At 69.7% G+C, this 25,751-nt stretch carries 1 protein-coding gene (only partly in view); it reads right to left on the reverse strand.

All coding sequences use genetic code 11. The features are described from left to right. Positions 1 to 25,751, reverse strand: partial view of an amino acid adenylation domain-containing protein gene (locus ACVKN3_RS01590; protein WP_354512920.1) — the 3' portion only. The gene runs 7,081 nt beyond the window's last position; only the last 25,751 of its 32,832 coding nucleotides appear in the window; its start codon lies off the right edge, out of view; it ends in the stop codon at positions 1 to 3.

Consider the following 25,751-nt stretch of genomic DNA (forward strand, 5'->3'; position numbering starts at 1 on the left):
TCACTGGTTGGCGGCCGGGCGGGCGACGGGTGCGGAAACGTGGCCGATCCGGCCGGCGATCTCGCGCGCCAGGCGGTCGAGCAGCGGCGGCCGCACCATCGACAGGTGCGTACCGCCGATACGGACGATGTCGAGCGAGGAGCCGAGCAGGTCACGCCAGCCCAGGCTCACCTCCTCGCCCTCGCCGCGCCCGGCGGCGAAGAAGGTCACCGGCAGCCCGGCGGCGACCGGCGCGCGATAGGTGTCCGCAGCGCGTGCCGAGGCCCCGTAGAGCGCCACCGTCCGCCGTACCTGCGCGGTGTCCAGGTGGTCCGGCAGCAAGGCTTCGCGCCGGCACACGTCGATCATGCCGGTAAGGTCGTCACGCGCCGCCAGTGCCATCAACTCGTCGAACGCGGGATGCCGACGCGGATCGTCCACGGCAGCCGGCAGGTCGAGCATCCAGTTCAGCAGGCCTCGGCAGGCCTCGGAGCGTACCGGGTGCTCCGCGAGCAGACGGGCGCGCATGGCGGGGCTCCCGGTGTCGATCAGACCGACGAAACGCACGCGCTCGCCGGCCTGGACCAGGCGATGGGCCATGTCGTAGGCGATCATGCCGCCCAGCGACCACCCAGCCAGCTGGTAGGGACCCGTCGGCTGCACCTGGCGGATGGCGTCCACATAGGCGTCGGCCATGCCGGCAATGGTGTCCAGCGGGGTTTCGCCTTCCCCCAGCCCGGTGGCCGCAAGGCCGAATACCGGCTGGTCCGAATCCAGTTGACGGGCCAGGTCGAACGCATACTGCACGCCGCCACCGATCGGATGGACCAGGAACAGCGGTGTCGACGTGCCCTCCGCGCGGATCGGCACCAGGTTGGGGTGGCGTCCGCCGGCGTGGCTGGCGTCGACGAAGGAGGCCAGCCCGCCCAGGGTCGAGTGGGCGAACAGGTCGCGCAACTCGATGCCGGCGATCTGTCGCTTGCGCAACTGCGACACCAGCTGGGTGGCCAGCAGCGAGTGGCCGCCCAGTTCGAAGAAGTCGTCCATCGCGCCGATCTTCTCCACCTTCAGCACATCGGCCCATACCGCGGCGATACGCTGCTCGGTCGGCGTGCGCGGTGCGACGTGCGCCGCTTCGTCCTGCACCATCTCCGGCGCCGGCAGGGCCTTGCGATCGACCTTGCCGTTGGCGGTCAGCGGCATCGCCGCCAGCGTGACGAAATACTCCGGCACCATGTAGTCGGGTAGCGTGCGCAACAAGGTCGCGCGCAGCGACGCCGCGTCCGGCAGGGTCGCCTCGTCGTGGGCCACCAGGTAGGCCACCAGCCGCGGTACGCCGCGTTCGTCGGCACGCGCGAGGACCACTACGTCGCGTACCGCGTCGATGGCTGCGAGCGTCGCCTCGATTTCCCCGAGTTCGATGCGCAGGCCGCGGATCTTGACCTGGTGGTCGCTGCGCCCGAGGTAGTCGATGGTGCCGTCGGGCAGGTAGCGCGCCAAGTCGCCGGAGAGGTACATGCGCGCACCGGGGCTGGCACTGAACGGATTGGGGATGAAGGTCTGCGCGGTCAGTTCCGGCCGGTTGACGTAGCCGCGCGCCAGGCCGACGCCCGCGATGTACAGGTGCCCGACCACACCCACCGGCACCGGCTCCAGCGCGTCGTCCAGGATGTGGATCTGGATGTTGGCGATCGGCAAGCCGATGGGCACGCAGTTGAGCGGACTGTCCTTGCGGCAGGCCCAGTAGGTGACGTCCACCGAGGCTTCGGTGGGTCCGTAGAGGTTATGCAGCGCCACGTGCTGCCAGGTGGCGAAGAAACGCTGCTGCAGTTCCAGCGGCAGGGCCTGGCCGCTGCACATCACCTGGCGCAGCGAGCAGCCGCTGCCCGGCTCCACCTCGTTGAGGAACACGTCCAGCATCGGCGGGACGAAGTGCGCCGTGGTGATCCCTTCCGCATCGATGATGCCGGCCAGGTAGGCCACGTCCTGGTGGCCGCCGGGACGGGCCACGACCAGGGTCGCCCCTTCCAGCAACGGCCAGAAGAACTCCCATACCGAGACATCGAAGCTGAAGGGGGTTTTCTGCAGCACGCGATCGGCGGCGGTCAGCGGATAGGCCTCCTGCATCCATTGCAGGCGATTGACGATGCCGCGATGGTCGATCGCCACCCCCTTCGGCTTGCCGGTGGAACCGGAGGTGTAGATCACGTAGGCCAGGTGTCCCGGCTGCGTGCGGTGATCCAGGTCGCCGTCCGCGTTTCCCTCCCACGGGGCATCGTCGACATCCAGGCAGAGCACCGGCAGGCCGGCCACCGGGGGTACCGCGTCGCGGTGCTGCCGCTGGGTGAGGATCGCCTTCGGCGCGGCATCGTCCACGATCGTGGCCAGGCGATCCGACGGATACGTGGGGTCCAGCGGCACATAGGCGCCACCGGCCTTGAGGATCGCGTACAGCCCGACGATCATCTCGATCGACCGTTCGGTGCACAGGCCGACCAGGGTGTCGGCCCCCACGCCCAGGCCACGCAGGTGCCGGGCCAGGCGATTGGCGCGGGCGTTGAGTTCCGCGTAGGTGAGCGCGACGCCCGCATACACCACCGCGACCTGCTCAGGCGTGCGCGCCACCTGCGCCTCGAACAACTGCTGCAGGGTATGCGATGCCGGTCCGACGCGCGGGTAGACCTTTGCCGTATCGTTGAAGCCGTAGAGCAACCGCTTCCGTTCCGCCGGCGCGATCATCGGAAGGTCGCCCAGCGCGCGGGTGGGTTCGTCCACGATGGCCTGCAACAGGTTGCCGAAATGCACGCCCATGCGCTCGATGGTGCCGGCGTCGAACAGGTCGGTGTTGTACTCGAAGCTGCCATGCAGGCCGGACGGGCCTTCCGTGAGCGTGAGCGTGATGTCGAACTTGGCCGTGACCACCTCGTGCGGCACCAGCTCCAGCTGCAAGCCGGGCAGCGCCAGGTTCATCGGCGAGTTCTGCAGCACCAGCATCACCTGGAACAGGGGCGTGTAGCTGGTGTGCCGTTCGGGCTGCACCGCGCCCACCAGTTGTTCGAACTGCACGTCCTGGTGTGCATAGGCATCCAGCGTGGTGGTGCGCACCTGCTTCAGCAGGTCGGTGAAGCCGGCCGACAGGTCCACCTGCGTGCGCAGCACCAGCGTGTTGACGAAGAAACCGATCAGGTCCTCGATCTCGCTGCGGTTGCGGTTGGCGATCGGCGTGCCGATGCAGATGTCGCTCTGCCCGGCATAGCGGGCCAGCAGCACGTTGAACGCCGCGCACAAGGTCATGAACAGCGTGCTCTGCGACTTCCGGCTGAGTGCGTTCAGCTGCGCGCTCAGCCCTGTCGGCAGCGCGTAGGCGAGCGCGGCGCCGTCCTGCCCCTGCCGGGCCGGGCGCGGACGGTCGGTGGGCAGGGTCAGCAGCGTGGGCGCGCCGGCCAGCTGACGCTTCCAGTAATCCAGCTGACGATCCAGCACCTCCCCGCTCAGCCACTGGCGCTGCCAGCGGGCGAAGTCCACGTAGCGCATGGGCAGCTCGGGCAGCGACACCGGTGCGCCGGTGCTGTGCGCGGCGTACAGCATGCCCAGCTCGCGCACCACGATGCCCATCGACCAGCCGTCGGAGACGATGTGGTGCATGGTCAGCAGCAGCAGATGTTCGTGCTCGCCCAGACGCAGCAGGCGGCTGCGGACCAGGGGGCCGGTCTGCAGGTCGAACGGCGTGCGTGCCTCGTCCAGCATCAGCCAGCGGGTCTTGACGTCGCGTTCCTTCGGCGACAGCTGGCGCAGGTCGTGGCGCACGAAGTCCAGCGTCACGTCGTTGGCGATGCGCTGCACGGGCGAGCCGTCGATGCTTTCGAAGCGCGCGCGCAGCGCATCGTGGCGGGCCACCACATCGTCGAGCGCCGCCTGCAGCGAGCGATCGTCGAGACTGCCCTTCAGGCGCACCGCGGCCGGGATGTTGTAGGTCGGGCTATGGCCTTCCAGCTGGTCCAGGAACCACAGGCGCTGCTGGGCGAACGACAGCGGAAACGCCTCGCTCTCGTCTGCCCCGCCAGCGCGGCCGTTCGTGTCGACGGCGGCATCCGTCGTGGCCGGCGGCGCGGACGTCGCTGCCGGCATCGGGGCGATGCCGCGCATCCGTGCGAGCAGCGCGGTCACGGTCGGTGCTTCCAGCAGCGTGCTTACCGGCACGTCTACGCCGAACTCGTCACGAATCCGTGCCGCCAGCTGGGTGCCCAGCAGCGAGTGGCCGCCCAGTTCGAAGAAGTCGTCGTCCTCAGCCACCGACGGACGACCCAGCAGGTCGCACCAGATCCGCGTCATGGTCGCCATGTCGTCGTCTTCGCGGACGGGACCGACGTGGTCCGTTGCGGCAGGCACCGCCGTCGCGGCGTGCATCGTCGTCACGCCCGGTGCATCCGGCGCATCCGGGTAGCGGACGTCGGTCCAGCAACGCTCGCGCGCGAACGGATAGGTCGGCAGGCTGATCCTGCGCGGACTTAGCTGGCCGTGGGCATACAGGGCGTTCCAGTCGAAGGAGAAGCCCTTGACCCACAAGTCCAGCAGCTTGCCGAACTTGCCCTTGGCCACCCAGGCCTGCACGGCCACCTGCATGTCCTCGTCGTCGGCCAGCATCGCGAAGGCGTTGCGCCGTGCCTGGCCGCGGTAGGCCTCGGCGCCGTCGACATCGCCTTCGACGAAGGCGGCCAGCTTCGCGCGCAGTTCGTCCACCGATTCGACCAGCCAGGCCAGTCGTTCTTCCATCGCCTCGCGGCCGACCTGCAGCGTGTACGCGATATCGGCCAGCGTCGCCTCCGCTTCGATGCGTTCGGGCGCGAGCGCCGCCAGCAGCCGCCGCGCACGCGCCTGCAGGCGCTCCGGATCGCGTGCGGAAAGCACGATCATCGCAGGGCCATCGATGGCCCGCGCGGCCTCGGGCGGGGCGATGTATTCCTCGATCACCAGGTGCGCATTGGCACCGCCGGCACCGAAGGACGAGACACCCGCCCGGCGCGGCAGTTCGTGCGGCCGGCCGTCGATCTCCTGCGTCGGACGCGTCCACGGGCCCAGCGCCTGCTGGACGAAGAACGGCGTGTCGGCGAAGCGGATGTTCGGGTTGAGGCTGGCGGCGTGCAGGCTGGGCACCAGCGTGCGGTGCTTCATCTGCATCAGCACCTTGCTGATCGCGACAAAGCCGCTGGCGCTCTCGCTGTGGCCGATGTTCGACTTGGCCGAGCCGATCGCGCAGAACTGCCGGTCCGCCGTCCACTGGCGGAACGCCTTCGACAGGCCGGCGATCTCGATGGGATCGCCCAGGCTGCTGCCGGTGCCCTGCGCCTCCACGTAACCGATCGAACGGGCGTCCACGCCGGCGCGCCGCAGCGCATCGGCCACCAGTTGCGCCTGCAATGCCGGGCTGGGCACCAGATAGCTGTTGGTCTTGCCGCCGGCGTTGATCGCGCTGCCCTTGATGACGCCATAGACGTGGTCGCCGTCGGCCACGGCGCGGTGCAGCGGCTTGAGCACCAACGCGCCCACCGCTTCGGCATCGACGAAGCCGTCGCCGTCGGCGGCGAACGACTTGCACTTGTCGTCGGCGGCCAGCATGGTCATCGACGCCAGGTCGATCAGCTGGGTCGGCGCCACGATCAGGTTCACGCCGCCGGCGATAGCCACCTCGCTGTCACCGCTACGCAGGCTCTCGATCGCCAGGTGCACGGCGGTCAGGGACGACGAGCAGGCCGTGTCCACCGCCATGCTCGGGCCCTGGAAGTTGCACAGGTGCGAGATACGGTTGGCGATCGACCAGAACCGCGCGCCGGTGGCGTAGTGCTCGTTGGTCACCCCGACGAACACGCCGATCTTCCGGTTGGTGTGCAGGTTCGCGGCGGTGTAGCCGGCATCCTCGATGCTGGCATGCACCTCCTGCATGAACAGCCGCTCCTGCGGGCTCATCAACCGCGCCTCGCGCGGCGCGATGTTGAAGAACAGCCGGTCGAAGCGATCCACGCCGTCGATGAGGCCGGCCCAGCGCGTATAGGTCTTGCCCGGCACACCCTTCGCGGCATCGAAGAAACGCGCATGGTCCCAGCGTTCCGGCGGCACTTCGGTGACGCAGTTGCGGCCCGCCACCAGGTTCTCCCAGAACCCGTGCACGTCGTCGGCCGCGGGATAGCGGCCGGACAGGCCGACGATCGCCACGTCGAAGGGCGCCACGGGGGCCGGCGCGTGCACGGGGGTGGCTGCGGCGCGCTGCACGACCGGTGCCGTGGGCGTCGTCGTGGCGGGAGCCGTCGGTATCGAGGGTCCGACCGGTTGTTCGCTCGCCTGCGTCGCAGCGGATACGGGCACCGCGGCGGGTGCAGGTGCCGCAGCCGGTGCGGGTGCGACCGCTCCCGCGAGCCCGGTCCAGCGCAGCAGCCCGTCCGGATCGGTCTGCAGGAAATGCTCGACCAGGCTGTCGATGTCGCGGTGCTCGAAGAATAGCGTGGTGCCGATGTGTTCGGCGCCGAAGGCCTCGCGCAGCGCGTTGGTCAGTTCCATGACCAGGATCGAATCGATGCCGTACTCGTCGAAGCCGATGTTCTCGCCGATGGCATCCAGCGGCAGGGATAACCCCTTCGCGATCAGCTTCCTCAACTGCAGGACGCTCCGTTCGCGAAGCAGGCGCGAGGGGCCAGTGGATGCGGTGACGCCGGTGGTGTCGTTCATGTCGTGAAGGGTCCGGTCGGTGGGCGTGTCACGTGTCGGTGGAATATCCAGAAGGCGCAGGCTGAGCCGGGTCAGGCGCACGCAAACCGCGCCGGTCGGGTCGCACAGGTCGATGTCGAGGTACTGCACGGGTCCGTCGCGGCCCGCCGGATCGCTGTAGCGGACGAAGGCCCACATCCGGGACGTGCACGGCGCCAGCACATCCAGGGCGTCCAGCGCGAACGGCAGCGCGAGCGCCACGTCATCGTCGTTGTCGCCCGTGCCCAGGTGCAGGCCGAGCGCGGCCTGCAAGGCCGCGTCGAGCAGGCTGGGATGAAGCACGTAGTCGTCCAGCGTGGACGCCACGGAGACCGGCAGCGAGATCTTCGCCAGCACCCGGCCGTCGCCGATGAACAGCTCGTCCAGGCCACGGAAGCCGGGTCCATAGTGCAGCCCCTTGCGCGCGAAGACGGCCTGGCATCGTGCCGCGTCGGCGTGGGCCAGCGCGCAGTCCCGGCGCAGCGTGTCCAGGTCGTGTCGCACGGTGGCCACCGGCGCTTCCGAGGGTGCCGCGCTGCCCTGGCTGTACACCGTGGCGTCGTCGCCGGCCTCGATCGTGTAGTCGTCGCGTCCGCTTCGATCGGTGGACCAGGCGACATGCACGGTCACGCCGTTCTCGTCGGCGACCAGCGGCCGCGCCCAGACGATCTTGCGCAGGCCGCGCACCTTGCGCCCCAGCGCCTGGCGGGCGGCAGCCAGCGCCATCTCCATGTGCACGACACCGGGCAGCACGCGCGCGCCGTTGACCTGGTGGTCGGCCAGCACGAAGGTGTCGCCGGCCAGGCGCGTGCCGATCCGCCGCGGCGCGCCGTCCGTGGTGTCTGTGGCCTCCGTTGCATCGCGATGCGTCGCGGATGGGCGATGCAGGCCCACCCAGCGTGCCATCGCGGACGGCTCGGTCGCGATGAAGTGGTCGGCCAGCGCATCGATGCTCGGATGCTCGAAGAACAGCGTGGTGGTCACCGCCTCGCCGATACCCAGTGCCTCGAACGTGTCCCGCAATACGTGGGTCAGTTCCAGCACCAGGATGGAGTCCATGCCGTAACGGTCCAGTCCTATGTCGGTCTCGATACTGCCCGCCGGCATCTTCAGGCTGGCTGCGACCAGCTTGCGCAGGGCGGCCCTGCACTTGTCCGCCAGCGCGACGTCGGCGTGCATGGTTTGGCCAGCGGCAACGGGCCTGTCGGCGGCCACGGCCAGCGGTGGAACCGTACCGGTCACGCTCGCCGTGGCGACAGCGGCCGAGGCAGTCACGCGCGGCACCTGCCGTTGCCGGGTGATCCCGTCACTGCGGGCCACGATCACCTGCTGGCCCAGCGCGTGGCTGTCCTGCGCGGGGAACGCCACCGGGGCATAGCCTTCCTCGGCAAGCACCGTCGCCCAGCCCGCGGGCGACAGGCTGGGACAGCCGGGCATCCGCAGGGCCTCGTCCTCGTACAGCCACCAGCCGTCCAGCAGGCCGAAGGTGAGATGCGCCCACAGCTCGCAGCTGCTGAGCTCGTTCAACGCCAGCAGGCCGTGCGGACGCAGCAGCGCTTTCGCGTTGCGCAGGCTTTCGCGGATATCGGGCGTGGCATGCAGCACGTTGGTGGCGACCACCAGGTCGTAGCTACCTGCCTCGATGCCCTGCCCCGCCAGCGGACGGCCGATATCCAGCAGGCGGTAGTCCAGGTACGGGTAGTGCGGACCGTAGGTGGCCTGCGCATGCAGCAGGAAGGCGCGCGAGAGGTCGGTGTAGCAGTAGGTGTCGACGTGTGCGGCATGCGGCGCCAGGCGAGCCATCAGCCGCGCGCTGGTGCCGCCGGTCCCCGCGCCGATCTCGAGGATGCGCAGGCGGGCCGTCGGGTCGGCGGCGATACGCGCGGCGACGAAGTCCGCCACCGCCTGGCCGAGCACGTCGTTGAAGTGGTCCGCCACGGCATTGCCCTGGTAGATGCCTTCGACCAGGCGCATGGACGACTCGGGGAACATCACCGCCGTGGCCTGCACCTGGCCGCTGAGAATGGCCGGCAGTGCGCGCAGCATCCCGTCCACCAGGCAGACCTGTGCACGACGTACGTGGCCCTCGACCAGCCATGTCGCCTTGCGCGCGTCCCACGTGGCCCAGGCCTCGGCTAAAGACGGCGTCGCATCGGCACCGGCCAGCGCATCGGCACGGGCGACCCGGTCCAGGCTGTGGGCCAGCCAGCGTGCATGGCGGGGATGCCACGCGACCGCCTTGGCCGTATCCGTCAGGCCCAGGGCCCGCAGCTCCGCGCGCAGGATCGCCAGCGACAGGCGGTCGATCTGCTCGCCCTCCGCCGCCAGTGCGGCGGCATCGCCCGCGAACCCGACCGATGCGGCAAGAGCCGGGACCGGCACCGCCACCGAAGAATACGTGGCGACATCGACACGAAGCCGGGTATCGCCGATGAGGTCGAACACGCCGCCATCGGTCTCGCGCCCGGGCACCACCTTGACGTAACCCAGTCGTGCAAGGGGCGTCCGCATCAGGCGATCCAGGGCACGCATGCCGTCGGCCGGCTCGATCGAGCCGATGCCCTGCCGTGCCATGCGCTCGCGGTACATGGGCGAGGCCACCGTACCGATGCTGCCCCAGTAGCCCCAGTCGATGACCTTCACCGGATACGGCAGGCGTGCGGCCAGGCGCAGCGCGTAGGCGTCCTTGAAGCGGCATCCGGCCGCATAGACGGCCTGCCCCGCCGGCGTCGTGAAACCGATCATCGACGAGAAGAACAGCATGACGTCCAGCGGGAGGCCGGCGAACACCTGGGCCATGCGCACGCTGGCATCGACCTTCGCCGCCAGCCCGGAGCGCAGGCCGTCCTCGTCCATCTGCGCGATGCTGCCGTCGCGCAGGGCGATGGCCGCATGCACGACACCGTGGATGGCGCCATGGCGGGCCAGCACCGCGTCGCGGGCGTGCGCCAGGGCCTGGCGGTCGGACGCATCCGCCGCGATGTACCACGGGGTCGGGCCGACGGCAGCGATGCGCTGTCGCGCCTGCTCGATCGTGGCGTCCGCGGCGCGGCGCCCGATCCACACCACGTGGGCTCCGTACGTGCGCACCATGTGCTCGGTCCAGGCCTGTCCGATACCGCCGGCGCCGCCGATGACCACGTAGACGCCACCCGGCCGCCACGGCAGTTCGCCCGCCGCCGTCGCATCGACGTCCACGGGGGCAAGCCGCTGGCGCAGCCACTGGCCACGACGCCAGGCGCATGCCGCCCCGGCGGGTTCGCACGGCAGGTCGAACATCGTGTCAACGGGCCACGGTTCGCCAGCCGGCAGGTCGATCAGGCGCAGCTGCCAGCGCGGGTATTCCCGCGCCATCGCGCCGATCCAGCCATGCACACCGGCGCTGGCCGGCGCAGGCACGTCGTTGCGATGCACCGCCTGGGTGCCGAACGTCACCACGGTCCACTGCAACGCGCGCGCATCGGCGCCGTGGCCGAGCAAGGCCTTGGCGAGGCGGAAGCCGGTGACCACGCCGTCCTGCTGGACGGCGATCAGAGCCTCGTCGTCGGTCAAGTCGTCGTTCGCGTGATCTGGCGCGGTGTCCCCGGGGAGTATCCAGACCAGGTGATCGAACGTGGCATGGCCTGCCTCCTCGGGCGTGGCCAGCACCGTCGCACCCGGCCAGCGGGCGGTGAGCAGCGCACGCTGCGCGTCCGTACCGCCGAGCAGCGCCACGCGTTGTTCGGCGCTAGCGGCGCTACCGTCGACAGCGGCAGCCAGCATCACGTCCCACACCGGCGCAAGCAGCCATTCGTCGTCGGCCTGGGCCGGCGCCGCTGCCCTGTCGGCTACGGCGGCAGTGACAGGGGCAGTGGCAGGGCGCATGTCGATGACGGCGCCCACGGTTATCCAGTGACGCTCGCGGGCGAACGGATAGGTGGGCAGGCCGATGCGGCGTGGCATCGCCGTGCCGTACAGCGTGCGCCAGTCCACCGCACGTCCCTCGACCCACTGCCGCAGCAGCATGCCCCTGTCGCCGTCGAAAACGACCGGCGGGGCCGCGCGGTTGCGCAGCGCCCTGCCCTGTACGACACCCGCGACGCTTGCGCCATCGGCCAGCAGGGTCAGGGTCTGGCGCAGATGCGCCATGCTCTCGGCGACGAAGCCGAGCCGGGCCTCCATCGCCTCGCGCCCCACCTGCAGCGTATAGGCCAGGTCGGCCAGGTCGACGTCGCCTTGCAGGACGAAAGCCTGCAACGCACGCACCTGTTCGGCCAGGCGGGCCTCGTTGCGTGCCGAAAGCACGACGATCGCGGGTACGGCCGGTGCCATGGGTGGCCTCGGCGTCGCCGGGACGTATTCCTCCAGTACCACGTGTGCGTTGACCCCGCCGAAGCCGAACGAACTCACGCCGGCGCGTCGTGGCAACGGCCGGCCCTGCGCGTCGCTCACGGTGGCCCAGGGACGGGCCTCGCGCACGACGTAGAAGGGACTGCCGTCCAGGTCGATGTACGGATTGAGCGTGTCGCTGTGCAGGCTTTTCACCAGCGTGCGGTGCTTCATCTGCAACAGCACCTTGACCACGCCGGCCACGCCGGCGGCCAGTTCGAGGTGGCCGATGTTGGTTTTCACCGAACCCAGGCCGCAGTACGGCGCGGCTACCGTATCGTCGCCGAACGCGGCCTTCAGGCCCTGGATCTCCACGGGATCGCCCAGGCGGGTACCGGTACCGTGTGCCTCCACATAGGTCACCGTCCGCGGATCGATGCCGGCCTGGTGCTGGGCCTTGCGGATCACCGCTGCCTGCGCGACCGGATTGGGTGCGGTCAGCGAATTGGCGTGGCCGCCGTGGTTTTCGGCGGTGCCACGCACCAGGCCGTGGATCGTGTCGCCGTCGCGCTCCGCCGCAGACAGGGGCTTCAAAACCAGCATGGCGACGCCCTCGCCGCGCACGTAGCCGTCGGCATCGGCCGAGAACGTCTTGCAGCGACCGTCCTCGCTCAGCATGCCGGCCTTGCTGAAGCTGATGTGCGCCTCCGGCGTCACGATGGTATTCACGCCACCGACGACCGCGACCGACGTATCGCCGGCGCGGATCGCCCGCACGCCACGATGCAGCGCGATCAACGAACTGGAGCACGCGGTCTCCACCGGTTCGCTGGGCCCGTGCCAGTCGAACAGGTAGCTGATCCGGTTCGGCCCCACCGACGGCACGCCGCCGGTGGAGGCGTAGGCCTGTCCGCCGAGGTCCGCGCGGGCCACCAGCGTGGCGTAGCCCGTCGATCCGGTGCCGACGAAGATGGCGGTGTCGCTGCCGGCCAGGGACGGCCCGGCATAACCGGCGTCCTCGAGCGCCTTCCACACGTGGATCATCATCAGCCGCTGCTGCGGATCCATCAGTTCGGCTTCCTTCGGCGAGATACCGAAGAACATCGGATCGAATTCGTCGACACCGTCGATGAAGCCGCCCCGGGTGATGTTGGTCCGGTTCGGCTCGCGCGCCGGGTCGCCGAACCACGCACGCCAGTCCCAGCGCGAGGGGGGAACCTCGACGATGCTGTCCCTGCCTTCGCGCAGGTTGTCCCAGAACGCGGCGATATCGCGGGCCTGCGGGAACTGACCGCTCATGCCGATGATGGCGATGGGCTCGTCTGCGGCGCTCGCGTGTGCCATGGCCGTGTCGGTGAGAGTGGCGACGGCAGGTGCGGCCGGCGCCATCGGTTCGGCGGTCTCCGGGGTGGCCATGGCGGCCGTGGACAAGGGGAGCGATACGGACGCGATGGCCGCGGCGTGCTCGCGCACGAGGTAGGCGCCCAGACCATCGAGGGTCGAATGCTCGAAGAAGATCGTCGGCGTCAGTCGCAGTCCGTAATGCGTGTTCAGCGCGTTGCCGAACTCCGTCAGCGAGACGGAATCGAATCCGTATTCGCTGAACGTGGTATCGCCGTCGAGGTCTTCCGGTCGCACGGCGATCAGGCGCGAGACCATGCCTTCCAGCACCTGCCCGACCTGCTCGGCGAGCACCGCTGCCGGGGGCGCAGGCAGGTGTGCCGATGCCGACACGGCTGCCGCAACGGATACCGGTGCGGACATCGATGCCGACACGGTCACGGAAGCCGAGGCGTCGCCGAGCAGGCTTTCGCGCAGGCGCGGCGCATGGCCGGCGATCACCAGCAACCGATCGTTGCCACCGGTCCATGCCTGGCGCAGCGCATCCACGCCCGCCGCGCTGTCCAGCGGGTACATGCCCAGTTGTCCGGCCAGCATGTCGCGTGTGGCAGCATCCACCTGCATGCCGCCCTCCGCCCACAGCGGCCAGTCGATCGACAGGCTGCGGCCTTGCCGCTCGCCCAGCGCGACGCGTGCGGTGCGACGCTCGACGAAGGCATCCATGAACGCGTTGGCCGCTGCGTAGTCGGCCTGCCCCACGCTGCCGATCGCCCCGGCGATGGACGCGAAGGCGACGAAGACGTCCAGCGCCATGTCGCCGCTGGCTTCGTCCAGGTTCACCAGGCCGGCCACCTTGGCGCCGAACACCTCGCGCAACTGCTGCGGTGTCTTGGCGACCAGGTAGCTGTCGCGGGTCACGCCCGCGCTGTGGATGATGCCGTCCAGGCTTTCGAAGGTCTCGGGCAGTGAGCGCACCAGCGTGGTCACGGCCTCGGCGTCGGCGACATCCACGGCGTGGTAGCTCACCACGGCGCCCAGCGTCTCCAGCGAGCGCACCTGTGTCTTGATCGCATCGTTCATCGGCGTGCGACCGGTGAGTACCAGCACCGGATGGCGTACCTCGCGCGCAATGGCGTGGGCGAAGATCAGGCCCAGGCCGCCGGCGCCCCCAGTGATGAGGTAGACACCACGATCCTTCCACGGCGACGTGGCATCGGCCACGACGTCCTGCTCGGCCCACGCGGCCACTTCGCAGCGGCCGTGCACGTAGCGTGCGTGAGCGGCGCCGGTATCCCGCGCCCTATCGATCGCCTCGCCCACGTCCGGTCCGGACGCAACGGCGACGACCTGGCCGACGAGCCGCTCGTGTTCGCGCTGCGCCGTGCGCAGCATGCCGCCCAGTCCCGCCAGGATTTCGCCGTCGCTGTCCAAGGGGACGACCACCTGGATCAGGTGCCGTCCGGATTTGCCGATGCGCGCCTGGATCGCCTCCAGCAGGGCGATGGCCGCACGCTCGAAGACGCCTGGCAGGTCCGTCGCGGCATCGTCGATGCAGAGGCAGGCGAGCCCCGGCAAACGTGCGCGCAGATGGGCGGCGGTGGTTTCGTCGAAGCCGCACAGCATGACGAAGCGTGACGTGAACGCCTCCCCCGTCGGGGCCGTATCGGTGGCATCGGCCGCTCGCCACAGGGGGCGGAAAAGTAGTGTCTGCACGGGAACGTCCACGGCATGCGCCGCCGTCGAGGTCATCCGTGGCGCGGGTGCGAGTGGCATCGCTGTCGCTACGGACGCGACGGCCACGGCTGGCAAGACACCGCCCGGCACCGCGCCCGTCACGCTTTCCGTGGGCTCGGTGAGGGGGGCCACGTCGATCCAGTGACGCTCCCGCGCGAACGGGTACGTCGGCAGGCTGATCCGTCGCGACCGGCGTCCACCGGCGGCATGCAGGCGCGGCCAGTCGAGCGACATACCCTTGCTCCACAGGTCGAGCAGCCGGGCATGCTTGCCCCGGGCGAGCCATGTCGCCACGGTGCCGGCCATGTCGTCGTCGCCGGCCAGTGCGGCCAGCGCATCGCGGTTGCGCCTGGCCTGGCCGCGGTACAGGTCGTCCACCGATGCGTCGCCGGCCAGGAAGGCTTCCAGCTTTTCGCGCAAGGCACCCATGGAAGACACCAGCAAGGCCAGGCGCTCATCCATCGCCTCGCGTCCGACCTGCAGGGTGTACGCCAGGTCGTGCAGATCGACGTCGTTCGTCCGCAGGTGGTCGAGCAGCGCCTGCGCGCGTTCACGCAGGCACGCTTCGTCGCGGGCGGACAGCAGCACCATGGCCGGGCCCGCCGGGTTCGCCGCATGCGTGGCGGCGTCCTCGTGTGCCCTGGTGTCCTCGTATTCCTCGACCACCAGGTGCGCGTTGGCGCCGCCTGCGCCGAACGAGGACAAGCCGGCGATCCGCCGTTTCTCGCGGCCGTTCACGACCGGCCGCGACCAGGGCGCGAGTTCCTGCTGGACGACGAAGGGCGTCTGCCCGAAGTCGATCGCGGGATTGAGCACGGCCGAATGCAGGCTCGGCACGAGTTGCCGGTGCTTCATCTGCAACAGCACCTTGGTCAGGCCGGCGATACCCGCGGCGCTCTCGGCATGGCCGATGTTCGACTTGGCCGAGCCGATCGCGCAGAAGCCGGTATCCGCCGTCCATGCCTGGAAGGCCTTCGCCAGGCCGGCGATCTCGATCGGGTCGCCCAGACGGGTACCCGTGCCATGCGCCTCGACATAGCTGACCTCGCGCGCATCCACGCCGGCCGCACGCAGGGCACGCTCGATCACGCTCGCCTGCGCGTTCGGATTGGGCACGGTATAGCCGTGGGTTCGGCCGCCGTGATTGATCGCGGTGCCGCGGATCACACCGTAGATATGATCGCCATCGGCCACCGCGCGGGCCAGCGGCTTCAACAGCACGGCGCCCACGCCTTCCCCGGGCACGTAGCCGTCGCCACCTTCGCCGAAGCTTTCGCAGCGGCCCTTGCCCGAGATGAAACGGCCCTGGGCGAGCACGAGGTACTTGTTCGGGTGCAGCGACAGGTTGACCCCGCCGGCGATCGCCACGGAGCAACCGCCACGCAGCAGGCTTTCGCAGGCCAGGTGAATGGCCGTCAACGACGAGGAACACATGGTGTCCAGCGCCATGCTCGGGCCATTGAAATCGCAGACGTGGGATACGCGGTTGGCGATGGACGCCGGACTGCCCGCCACGGCGACACCGTCGCCGCGTACCTGGGCCTGCGCGCCGTACAGCTGGTATTCCTCGTACATGACACCGACGAACACGCCGACGTCGCGATCCGTCGCCACGTTGTCCGGCGTGTAGCCCGCATCCTCCAGGGTGGCGTACGCGCATTCGAGGAACAGACGCTCCTGCGGGTCCATCAGCGACGCTTCGCGCGGCGAGATATGGAAGAACCGCGCATCGAAACGGTCCACGCCGTCGATGAAGCCGCCCCATTTGCCGTACGTCTTGCCGGCGCGGCTGCGATCCTCGTCGAAGTAGAGCGTGTGGTCCCAGCGTTCGAGCGGAATATCGGTGATGCTGTCCCTGCCCTGGCTGAGGTTGGCCCAGAAGGCGTCCAGGTCGGCGGCTTGCGGGTAGCGCCCGGCGAGGCCGACGATGGCGATGCCTTCCTCGGCCAACGCCGGTACACCGGCCTCGGCGCCCGCGGCGGCAGCCACGCCGCCATGGCGGTGGCGCAGTGCGACGCGCGATGCGCCCGGGGCCACCGGAGCCGGCGACCCGAACCGCACCGCCGATGCCGCGGCGGCACCGACCGCGCGAACGGCGCTGTCGGCTGCACGAGTGGCGGCGACCTCACGGGCCGCACCGGCAGCACCCGGCGCTTCCGTCTCGCTCGTCTGGCCTGTGTTGCCGAACAGCGTCGCCAGCGTGGCGCGATGGGCTCGCGTGAAATAGCCAGCCAGTGTCGCGATGCTCTGGTATTCGAAGAACAGCGTCTTCGGCAGCACACCGAAGGTCTTCTCCAGTTCGGCGGTGAGTTCCAGGGTCAGCACGGAGTCGATGCCGTAGGCCTCCAGGCGCGCCTCCGCATCGACCTTGTGCGGCGGCAGGCGCAGCGTGGTCGCAAGGAGGCGGACGAGATGGCGTACCGTGCGATCGCGCAGGTCGTCCGCCGCGGCGGGCGCTGGTCCATGAGCCACGGCGACGGGGTGAACGGTCGGTGCCTGTGCCTGGTCGCCTAACAGCGTCCTCAAACGCGCCGGATCGCCCTGCATCACCAGTACCTGCGACGCGCCGAGCGACCATGCGCCGGCCAGCGCACGGCAACCCGCGGCGGTCGGCAGCGGTGTCATGCCGGTTTCCTGGGCGAGGTAGCGCCGCGTGGCGGCACCGACCTGCATGCCGCCCTCGTCCCACAGCGGCCAGTTCACCGACAGGGTGCGGCCGGCACGGAGGCCCTGGGCGACCAGGTCGTTGCGGTGCTGCGCGAACGCGTCCATGAAGCCGTTCGCGGCGGCGTAGTCGGCCTGGCCGAGGTTGCCGAAGGCGGACGCGATGGACGAAAAACAGATAAAGCATTCCAGCGGCAGATCGCGGCTGGCGTCGTCGAGGTTGAGCGTGCCGGCAAGCTTCGCACGCAGCACGTCGGCCAGTTCCTCGTGCGTCTTGCGCATGATGAAGCTGTCGCGCAGCACGCCCGCGCTGTGCACGATGCCATGCAGGCCATCGGCAGCCGCCGTCTCGCGCACGCAGCGCGCCACGGCGTCCGCATCGGCCACGTCCAGCTGGCGATAGCGCACGGTGACACCCATGGCCTCCAGCGATGCCAGCGACTCACGCGTGGCCTCGCCCGGTGCCGAACGGCCGGTCAGCACCAACGTCGCCCCGGGTGCCTGGGTGGCGATGTCGCGCGCGAAGATCAGCCCGAGGCCACCGACGCCGCCGGTGATGAGGTAGGTCGCCCCGCTGCGCCACACAGGCGCGGCGTCGATGGCGGCGTCCGCCTCGAGCCAGCCGCCTTCCTGACGCGATCCATCCACGTAGCGGATACGCGTCGCCGTGCTGTCGCGGTTTTCGTCGAGCACGCGGGCGATATCCTCGCTGCCGTCGAGCTCGATCACCTGACCGTGGATGGCCGGGTCCTCCAGCGTGGCCGTGCGCAACATGCCACCCAGTCCGCTCATGGTCCGTGCGTCGCCCTGCCCCGCGATCACGAACTGGAACAAGGCCGGCCCCGACGTACTGTCCTGCGCCTGCAAAAGCTCCAGCAGCATCACGGCAGCGGCGGCGTAATCCCCGGCAAGGGTTCCTGTCGAAGGCAGCGCCAGGCAGGTCGCCTCGGCAAGGCGCTGGCGCACACGTGCCAGCGCCGCATCGTCCACGCCGCAGGCAAGCACCACATGCCGCGCCCACGCCCTCGGCGCGAGCCCCGCTCCATGGGCCGACCGTTCGGTCCAGTCGGGGGTGGCGAACATCAGGCGAGTTCCGGGCGTCGCGTCCGGCACCGGCTGCACGACCAGGCCGGCCAGGCCGACGCAGACGCTGCCAGCGTCGTCGCACAGGTCGATGTCGAAGCGCCGGGTGCCGGCATCCGCGCTGGCCACGGCACGCACCACGCCCCACAGGTTCGAGGGAAGCGGCGCGTGCACGGTCAGCCCGTCCAGCGCCACGGGCAGCCACAGGGCCGGCTCGGCGTTGGCGTCCTCCGCGATCATCAGGCCGACCACGGATTGCAGCGCGGCATCCAGCAACGCCGGGTGCAGCGTGTAGCCGTCCATGCGTTGCGACGACGGCAGTTCGATACGCGCCAACAGCTGGTCCGTGCCGATGTGGAGCGTGCGCAGGCCGCGCAACCCGGGACCGTAGTCCAGCCCCATGCGTTCGAACCAGGCATAGCAGGCATCCGCATCCAGCTGCCCCAGGGTGGCCTGTTGCCTGAGCGCGTCAAGGTCATGGAACACCGCAGGAGGCGCATCGGCATGGACCTCCACCGTGCCATGCCCAAAGGTCGTGGTACCACCGTCGACATCACGCGCGATGTCGAAGCGGATGGCATCGCCATCGACGGCAAGGACAATGTGCAGGTCGATCGGCTCGTCGGCGACCGTGACGGCGCGCGTCCAGCGCACATCGCGCAGCGACAGGATGCCGGCCTCGTCCAGCGCCTCGGTTACCGCGTGGTAGGCCATTTCCAGCTGCGCGACGCCAGGCAGCATTCGGACGCCACGGACGACATGCCCGGCGAGGAAGAACTCATCGCCGGTGAAATGCGACGTGAAGCGCTGCTGCGCGAACGTGGACGTATTGCGATGCACGAGCGGGTGCAGCGGTGCCGTGCCCGCGGGCAGCGTCGCCGGGCCGAGGTCGACCCAGTAGCGCTCGCGCGCGAACGGATAGGTCGGCAGTCCGATGCGATGCGGCCGCGGTGAGCCCGCTGGATACAGCGCAGCCCAATCCACATCCAGGCCGCGCGCCCATAGCCCGACCAGCTTGCCGTACTTGCCCTTGTCGAGCCACGCCCGCACGGTGGCGGCCATGTCGTCATCGTCGTCCAGCTCGGCCAGCGCCTCCTGGTGGCGCCGGGCCTGGCCGCCGTGAAGATCGTCGATGCCGGTCTCGCCGGCCAGCCAGGCGGACAACTTCGCGCGCAGCGCGTCCAACGTGGAAACGATCAGGCCGAGTCGCTCGTCCATCGCCTCACGGCCCACCTGCAAGGTATGGGCGAGGTCGGCCAGGGACACCTCGTTGACGTCGAGGTGGTCGAGCAACGCCTGCACGCGTTCGCGCAGGCGATCCTCGTCTCGTGCGGACAGCAAGACGATGGCTGGCGGTGCGTTCGCGGCCACCGTATCCGGGCGCTCGGGCGCGATGTATTCCTCGATCAGCACGTGGGCGTTCGCGCCACCTGCCCCGAACGAGGAGACACCTGCCACACGTGCGGCTTCGCGGCCGTCGAGGGTCGGCGCGTGCCAGGGGGCGAGCTCCTGCTGCACGACGAAGGGCGTGCGCGCGAAATCGATATCGGGATTGAGCGTGGACGAGTGCAGGCTCGGCGCCAGCTGTCGATGCTTCAGTTGCAACAGCACCTTGGTGACGCCCGCGATACCCGCGGCGCTTTCGCAGTGGCCGATATTGGATTTGGCCGAGCCGATCGCGCAGAAACCGGTGTCGGGCGTCCACTCGCGGAACGCCCTGGACAAGCCGGCGATCTCGATGGGATCGCCCAGGCTGGTGCCCGTGCCGTGCGCCTCGATGTAACTGATCCCACGGGCATCCACGCCGCCGGCGCGCAGGGCGTGCTCGATCACCTGGGCCTGCGCGTTGGGATTGGGCACCGTGTAGCCATGCGTCCTGCCGCCATGGTTGACCGCGGTGGCGCGGATCACGCCGTGGATGTGGTCGCCATCGGCGACGGCGCGGGCCAGCGGCTTCAGCAGCACGGCACCCACGCCCTCGCCCGGTACGTAGCCTTCGCCGCCCTCGCCGAAGCTTTCGCAGCGGCCCTTGCCCGAGATGAACCGGCCCTGGGCCAGGGTCAGGTACTTGTTGGGATGCACGGAGACATTGACGCCGCCGGCGATGGCCACCGCGCAATCGCCACGCTGGATCGCCTGGCAGGCCAGGTGAATCGCCGTCAGCGACGACGAGCACATGGTGTCAAGCGCCATGCTGGGGCCGTGGAAATCGCAGAAATATGAAACGCGGTTGGCAATGGACGCGGGGTGGCCCGCCACGGCGAGCGGGCGGCCGCGCGCCTGCTCCTGCGCACCGTAGAGCTGGTATTCCTCGTACATCACGCCGGCGAAGACGCCGACACGGCCGTCTTCCGCCACGTTGTACCGCGTGTAGCCGGCGTCTTCCAGCGTGGCGTGCACGCACTCCAGGAACAGGCGCTCCTGCGGGTCCATCAGGATCGCTTCGCGCGGCGAAATGTTGAAGAACAGCGGGTCGAAACGGTCCACGCCGTCGATGAAACCGCCCCACTTGCCGTAGGTCTTCCCGGCCTTGCCTCGCGTCTCGTCGAAATACAGGCGGTGGTCCCAGCGATCGGCCGGGATCTCGGTGATGCTGTCCCGGCCCTGGCTGAGGTTGGCCCAGAACGCGTCGAGCGTATCGGCCCCGGGGTAGCGGCCGGCCACGCCCACGATGGCGATGTCGCCGACCGTGGGCGCGTTGGTGGTTGGCGGGGTCGTCGCGGCGAACGGCAGGGACGCGGCGGTCCGGATGGCACGCGGCACGGCCACGGCCATCGCCGCAGGCGGCACGTGCGCCTCACCGATCAGACCGGCCATGGCGACCGGATGCTGCCGCACGAAATAGTCGCTCAGGGCGGCCAGCGTCTGGTACTCGAAGAACAGGGTTTTCGGCAGCGGCCCGAAGGTGGTTTCCAGGACACGCGTCAGTTCCAGCACCAGCAACGAATCGATCCCGTAGGTTTCCATCCTTGCCCGGCGATCGATGCGGTGCAGCGGCAGCTTCAGCGCCTTCGACAGGAAACGCTCGAAATAGCGCAAGGCGCGCTCCGTCGTGTCGTCGCTGACAAGCGTCGACACGTCTAAGCCCGTCGTGTGGACGCCCGCTTCGATAGCGGCGCCCATGGCGACACCGATCGCGGCACCGGCACCGGGATCGAGGGGGACAGCAGCGACGACGTCGACCTCTGCGTCTGCGGCTACGCCGCCCACATACGCATGCCCGCGCTTCGATTTCGGCACGACTACGCGGAACACCAGTCCGCGCAAGCGCAGGCACACCAGGCCCTGTGCATCGCACACGTCGATGTCCGCGACGATCGAGGAATCCTCGCCGGCGACACCGTCCGCCGGCCTTACGATCGCCCAGAGTCGATCCGGGCACGGACCGAGCACATCCAGCGAAGCCAGCGCCACGGGCAGCATCGCCGGCGGCGGGCCGTCCATATCGATCACCAGCCCGATCGACGCCTGCAACACGCCGTCGAGCAGGCTGGGATGCAGGCCATACGCCGCCTGCGTGCCCTGCACCGACGGCGGCAGGTCGATCCGCGCCAGCGCCATGCGCTTGCCGAGCCGGAGTTCCGTCAGGCCGCGAAAGCCGGCAGCGTAATCGAGGCCCATCGCCGCGAACACGGCATAGCAGCGCGCGGCGTCCATCGGCTCGCGGTCGCACTGCGCCCGAAGCGCGTCCAGCGAAAGCACGACCGTCGGCGCGGGGCCAGGGACACGGGATACCACGCCATGGCCATAGACGATGCCGTCATCGGCCAGCGACGAGCGGATCGCGTAGCCGGCATCGTCACCGCGACCGGCCTGCAACGCGATGTGCAGCTCCACGCCCTCATCGCCCACGCCGACCGGGCGCGCCCAGACGATGTCGTGCAGGCGCAGCCATCCTGCCGCCGCATCGGTGCGGCCCGCCACCGTGGCCGCGAAGCGGGCCATCTCCAGGTGCGCCACGCCGGGCAGCACGCGCCGACCGCGTACCCGATGGTCGTCGAGGAAGAATTCGTGGCCGTCGAAATGGCTGCTGAAGGACACGCCATCCAGGGTGGACACGTTGCGCTGGACCAGCGGATGCAGGGGTTTCCCCCCGGATCCGCTCGAACCGGTAGCAGGCACCCAGTAGCGCTCCCGCGCGAACGCGTAGGTGGGGAGGTGCACGCGACCAGGCCTGTCTTCGCCGTACAGGGCCGGCCATTCGACGGCATATCCCTTGACCCATAGGGCGAGAAGCCGGTCCATGCCGGCCCGGTCGATGGCGGGCCGCATGAGCCCGCGCAGCGCCATATCGGGCACGAAGGCATCCATCGCCTCGCGATGCTCGCCGACGTCCGCGCGATGCATGCCGCCGGCACCATCGTCGAGGTAGCGCGCCAGCTGGTCGCGCACCTCGGCGACTGATCCGGCCACGAAGCCGAGCCGGTGCGCCATGGCCTCACGCCCCACCTGCAACGTATACGCCAGGTCCGCCAGGGCGATGTCGCCCGACAGGCGGGCATCGTCGACGAACGCATGCAGCGCCTGCACCTGCTCGCGCAGGCGCTCGTCGCTGCGCGCGGAAAGCAAGACGGCCACCGGTGCGTCGACGACGGGTCGCCGGGCGGGCGCAACGTATTCTTCGAGCACCACATGGGCATTGACGCCGCCGAAGCCGAACGAGCTGACACCCGCGCGGCGCGGCAGCGGACGACCGTCCGCATCGCGCAGGGCGATCCACTCGCGCGCGTCGCGCAGCAGGTAGAACGGCGTGCCGGACAGATCGATGTACGGATTGAGGGTATCGCCGTGCAGGCTCTTCACCAGCGTGCGGTGCTTCATCTGCAACAGCACCTTGATGACGCCGGCCACGCCGGCCGCCAGTTCCAGGTGGCCGATGTTGGTCTTCACCGAACCCAGCCCGCAATGCGCCGAGGCCACCGTGCCGTCGCCCGTATCCGCGTAGAGTTCCGCGAAAGCGGCCTTGAGACCGCGGATTTCCACGGGATCGCCCAGGGGCGTGCCGGTGCCGTGTGCCTCGATATAGGTGACGCTGCGCGGATTGACCCCCGCCTGCCGCCAGGCGTCGCGGATCACCGCGGCCTGTGCCGTGGGGTTCGGCGCGGTGAGCGAACTGGCGCGACCACCGTGGTTCTCGGCCGTGCCACGCACTAACCCATGGATGGCGTCGCCGTCGCGCTCGGCGGCCGAGAGCGATTTCAGTACCAGCATGCCGACACCCTCGCCACGCACGTAACCGTTCGCTTCGGCCGAGAACGTCTTGCAGCGGCCGTCCACGCTGAGCATGCCGGCCTTGTCGAAACTGGCGTGCAGCGCGGGATCGACCAGGGTGTTCACCCCACCGGCGATCGCGACCGTGCACTCGCCGCGCTCGATCGCCAGCACCGCGCGGCGCAACGCGACCAGCGAGCTGGAGCATGCGGTTTCCACCGGCTCGCTCGCCCCGTGGAAATCCAGGAAGTAGCTCATGCGATTGGGGCCGACCGAGGCGACCGCGCCGGTGGACGAATACCCCTCCACCGCCATGCCGGCCCGACCGGCCAGCGCGGCGTATCCGCTGGGCATCGTGCCGACGTAGATCGCCGTGTCGCTGCCGGACAAGGCGCCACCGGCGTAGCCGGCGTCTTCCAGCGCCTTCCAGATGTGGATCATCATCAGCCGCTGCTGCGGGTCCATCAGCTCGGCCTCGCGCGGCGAGATACCGAAGAACATCGGATCGAACGCGTCGATCCCGTCGATGAAACCACCCTGCACCCGCAGGCTGTCCGGCCAGTCACGCCCCGCCGGTATCGCGTCGATGCAATCCTTACCGTCGCGCAGGTTGCGCCAGAAGCTGTCCAGGTCCGGCGCGTGCGGGAACTGCCCACTCATGCCGATGATCGCCACCGGCTCGCGGGTGCGTTCCGGCGCGGGGGACTGGGCCGCCGTCGTCGCCGCGAAACCGCGGCGCGCCGGGGTCGGCATGCGCATCGCGTCCGGCGCCGGAAAGGACGACAGCGGCACGGGCACGGATACCGTCGCGCTTCCAGCCACTGCCGGGACAGCCGCCACGGCCGGCGATGCCGACCGGGGCGCGAAGACCGGCGCAAGCAACGCCGCATGCTCCCGGGCCAGATGACCGGCCAGGCCATCCAGCGTGGGAAACTCGAAGAAGATCGTCGGCGTGAGGTCCAGCCCGTAGCGCTGGTTCAGCACGTTGCCGAACTCGGTCAGCGAGATCGAATCGAAGCCGTATTCGCTGAGCGCGGTGTCGCCGTCCAGGTCGCCCGGCCTCACCTTGATGAGTGCCGATACCACCTCCATCAGCGCCCTTTTCACGTCGCGGCGCAGGTCGGGCACAGGCTGGCCGGACGCTTCGCCGGAGACGACAGCGGAGGCAACGGGCGCCACGTCCATCAGCACGCTGCGCATGCGGCCCAGGTCGCCCTCGATCGCCAGCACCTGGCCCAGCCCGCTCGCCAGCGCCTGGCGCAAGGCCTGCACACCGGTAGTGCTGGCCATCGGCTGCATGCCCCACTGACGGGCCAGCATCGCGCGGGTGGCCGCGTCCGCCTGCATGCCGCCTTCGTCCCATAGCGGCCAGTCGATCGAGACCGTGTGTCCCCGGCGCTCACCCCTGGCGACGCGACGGTTGCGCTCGTGGGCGAAGGCATCCATGAAGGCGTTCGCACAGGCGTAGTCGGCCTGCCCCACATTGCCGAGCACACCGGCGATGGACGCGAAGCAGATGAAACAGTCCAGGTCCATGTCGCGGCTGGCATGATCGAGGTTCAACGTGCCGTGCAGTTTCGCGGCAAGCACCTCGCGCAGTTGCGCCGGTGTCTTCCTGGCCAGGAAGGCGTCACGCACCACGCCGGCGCTGTGGATGATGCCGTCCAGGCGCTCGAACTCCTCGGGGATGCTGGCCACCAGGTGCGCCACCGCCGCCGCGTCGCCGACGTCCACCGCGTGGTAGCGGACCACCGCGCCGAGGGTTTCCAGCTCGCGCACGCATGCGTGGATGCGCTCGTCCGGCGCCGAGCGACCGGTCAGCACCAGCACCGGATTGCGCGCGTGGCTGGCGATCTCGCGCGCCACGATCAGGCCCAGGCCACCGGCGCCGCCGGTGATGAGGTAAGCGCCGCGATCCCGCCACGGCACCGCGGCCTCCGCCACGGGCGTGTACTCCTGCCAGCCCAGCGTTTCACGCACGCCGCCGACGTAACGCACGTGCGTCGCGGTGTCGCCGAGGTTCTCCCGCAGTGCCGCGACCACGTCCTGTCCGGCCATCACCTCGATCACCTGGCCCAGCACACGCGGGTTTTCCCGCTGTGCGGTACGCACCATGCCGGCGAGTCCCGCCAGGGTCCGGCCTTCGCCGTCGCCCGGCACCAGCAGTTGCAGCCGCTGCATGCCGCCGCGGCCGTTCAGGACCTGCAATTGTTTAAGCAGCAGCGTCGCGGCGACCTCGTAGCGTTCCGCCAGGTCGCCGGTGTTGTCCGCCACCACCAGCGTCGCGTCGGGCCACGCCTGCTGCACGCCCTGCGCATCGACGCCGCATAGCACGATCAGATGACCGTCGAACGCGCGGTGGCCCGCGGTCGCGGCAGCCGCCGTCCACGACGGCTGCAAGAGGAGAAGGCCGGACTCAGTAGCTTCCGAGGCGTCAGATGCCGTAGCGACCATAGTGGCTGGATGGGCCCGATGGGCCGCGTGGGCTGTGGCCGCCGCATCCGCCGCAGCCGCAGCCGCAGCCGCAGCCGCAGCCGGGGCGGACATCGCGCGCAGGCCGAGGCCGGTCAGTCGCACGCAGACCGCGCCCTCCGTGTCGCAGAGGTCGATGTCCAGCCGCGGCACGGCATCACCCGGCGCACTGCCTTCGCTGTACCGCACCAGCGCCCACATCTCCGGCTTGCACGCACGCA

The sequence above is a fragment of the Luteibacter sp. PvP120 genome, from assembly GCF_054055715.1.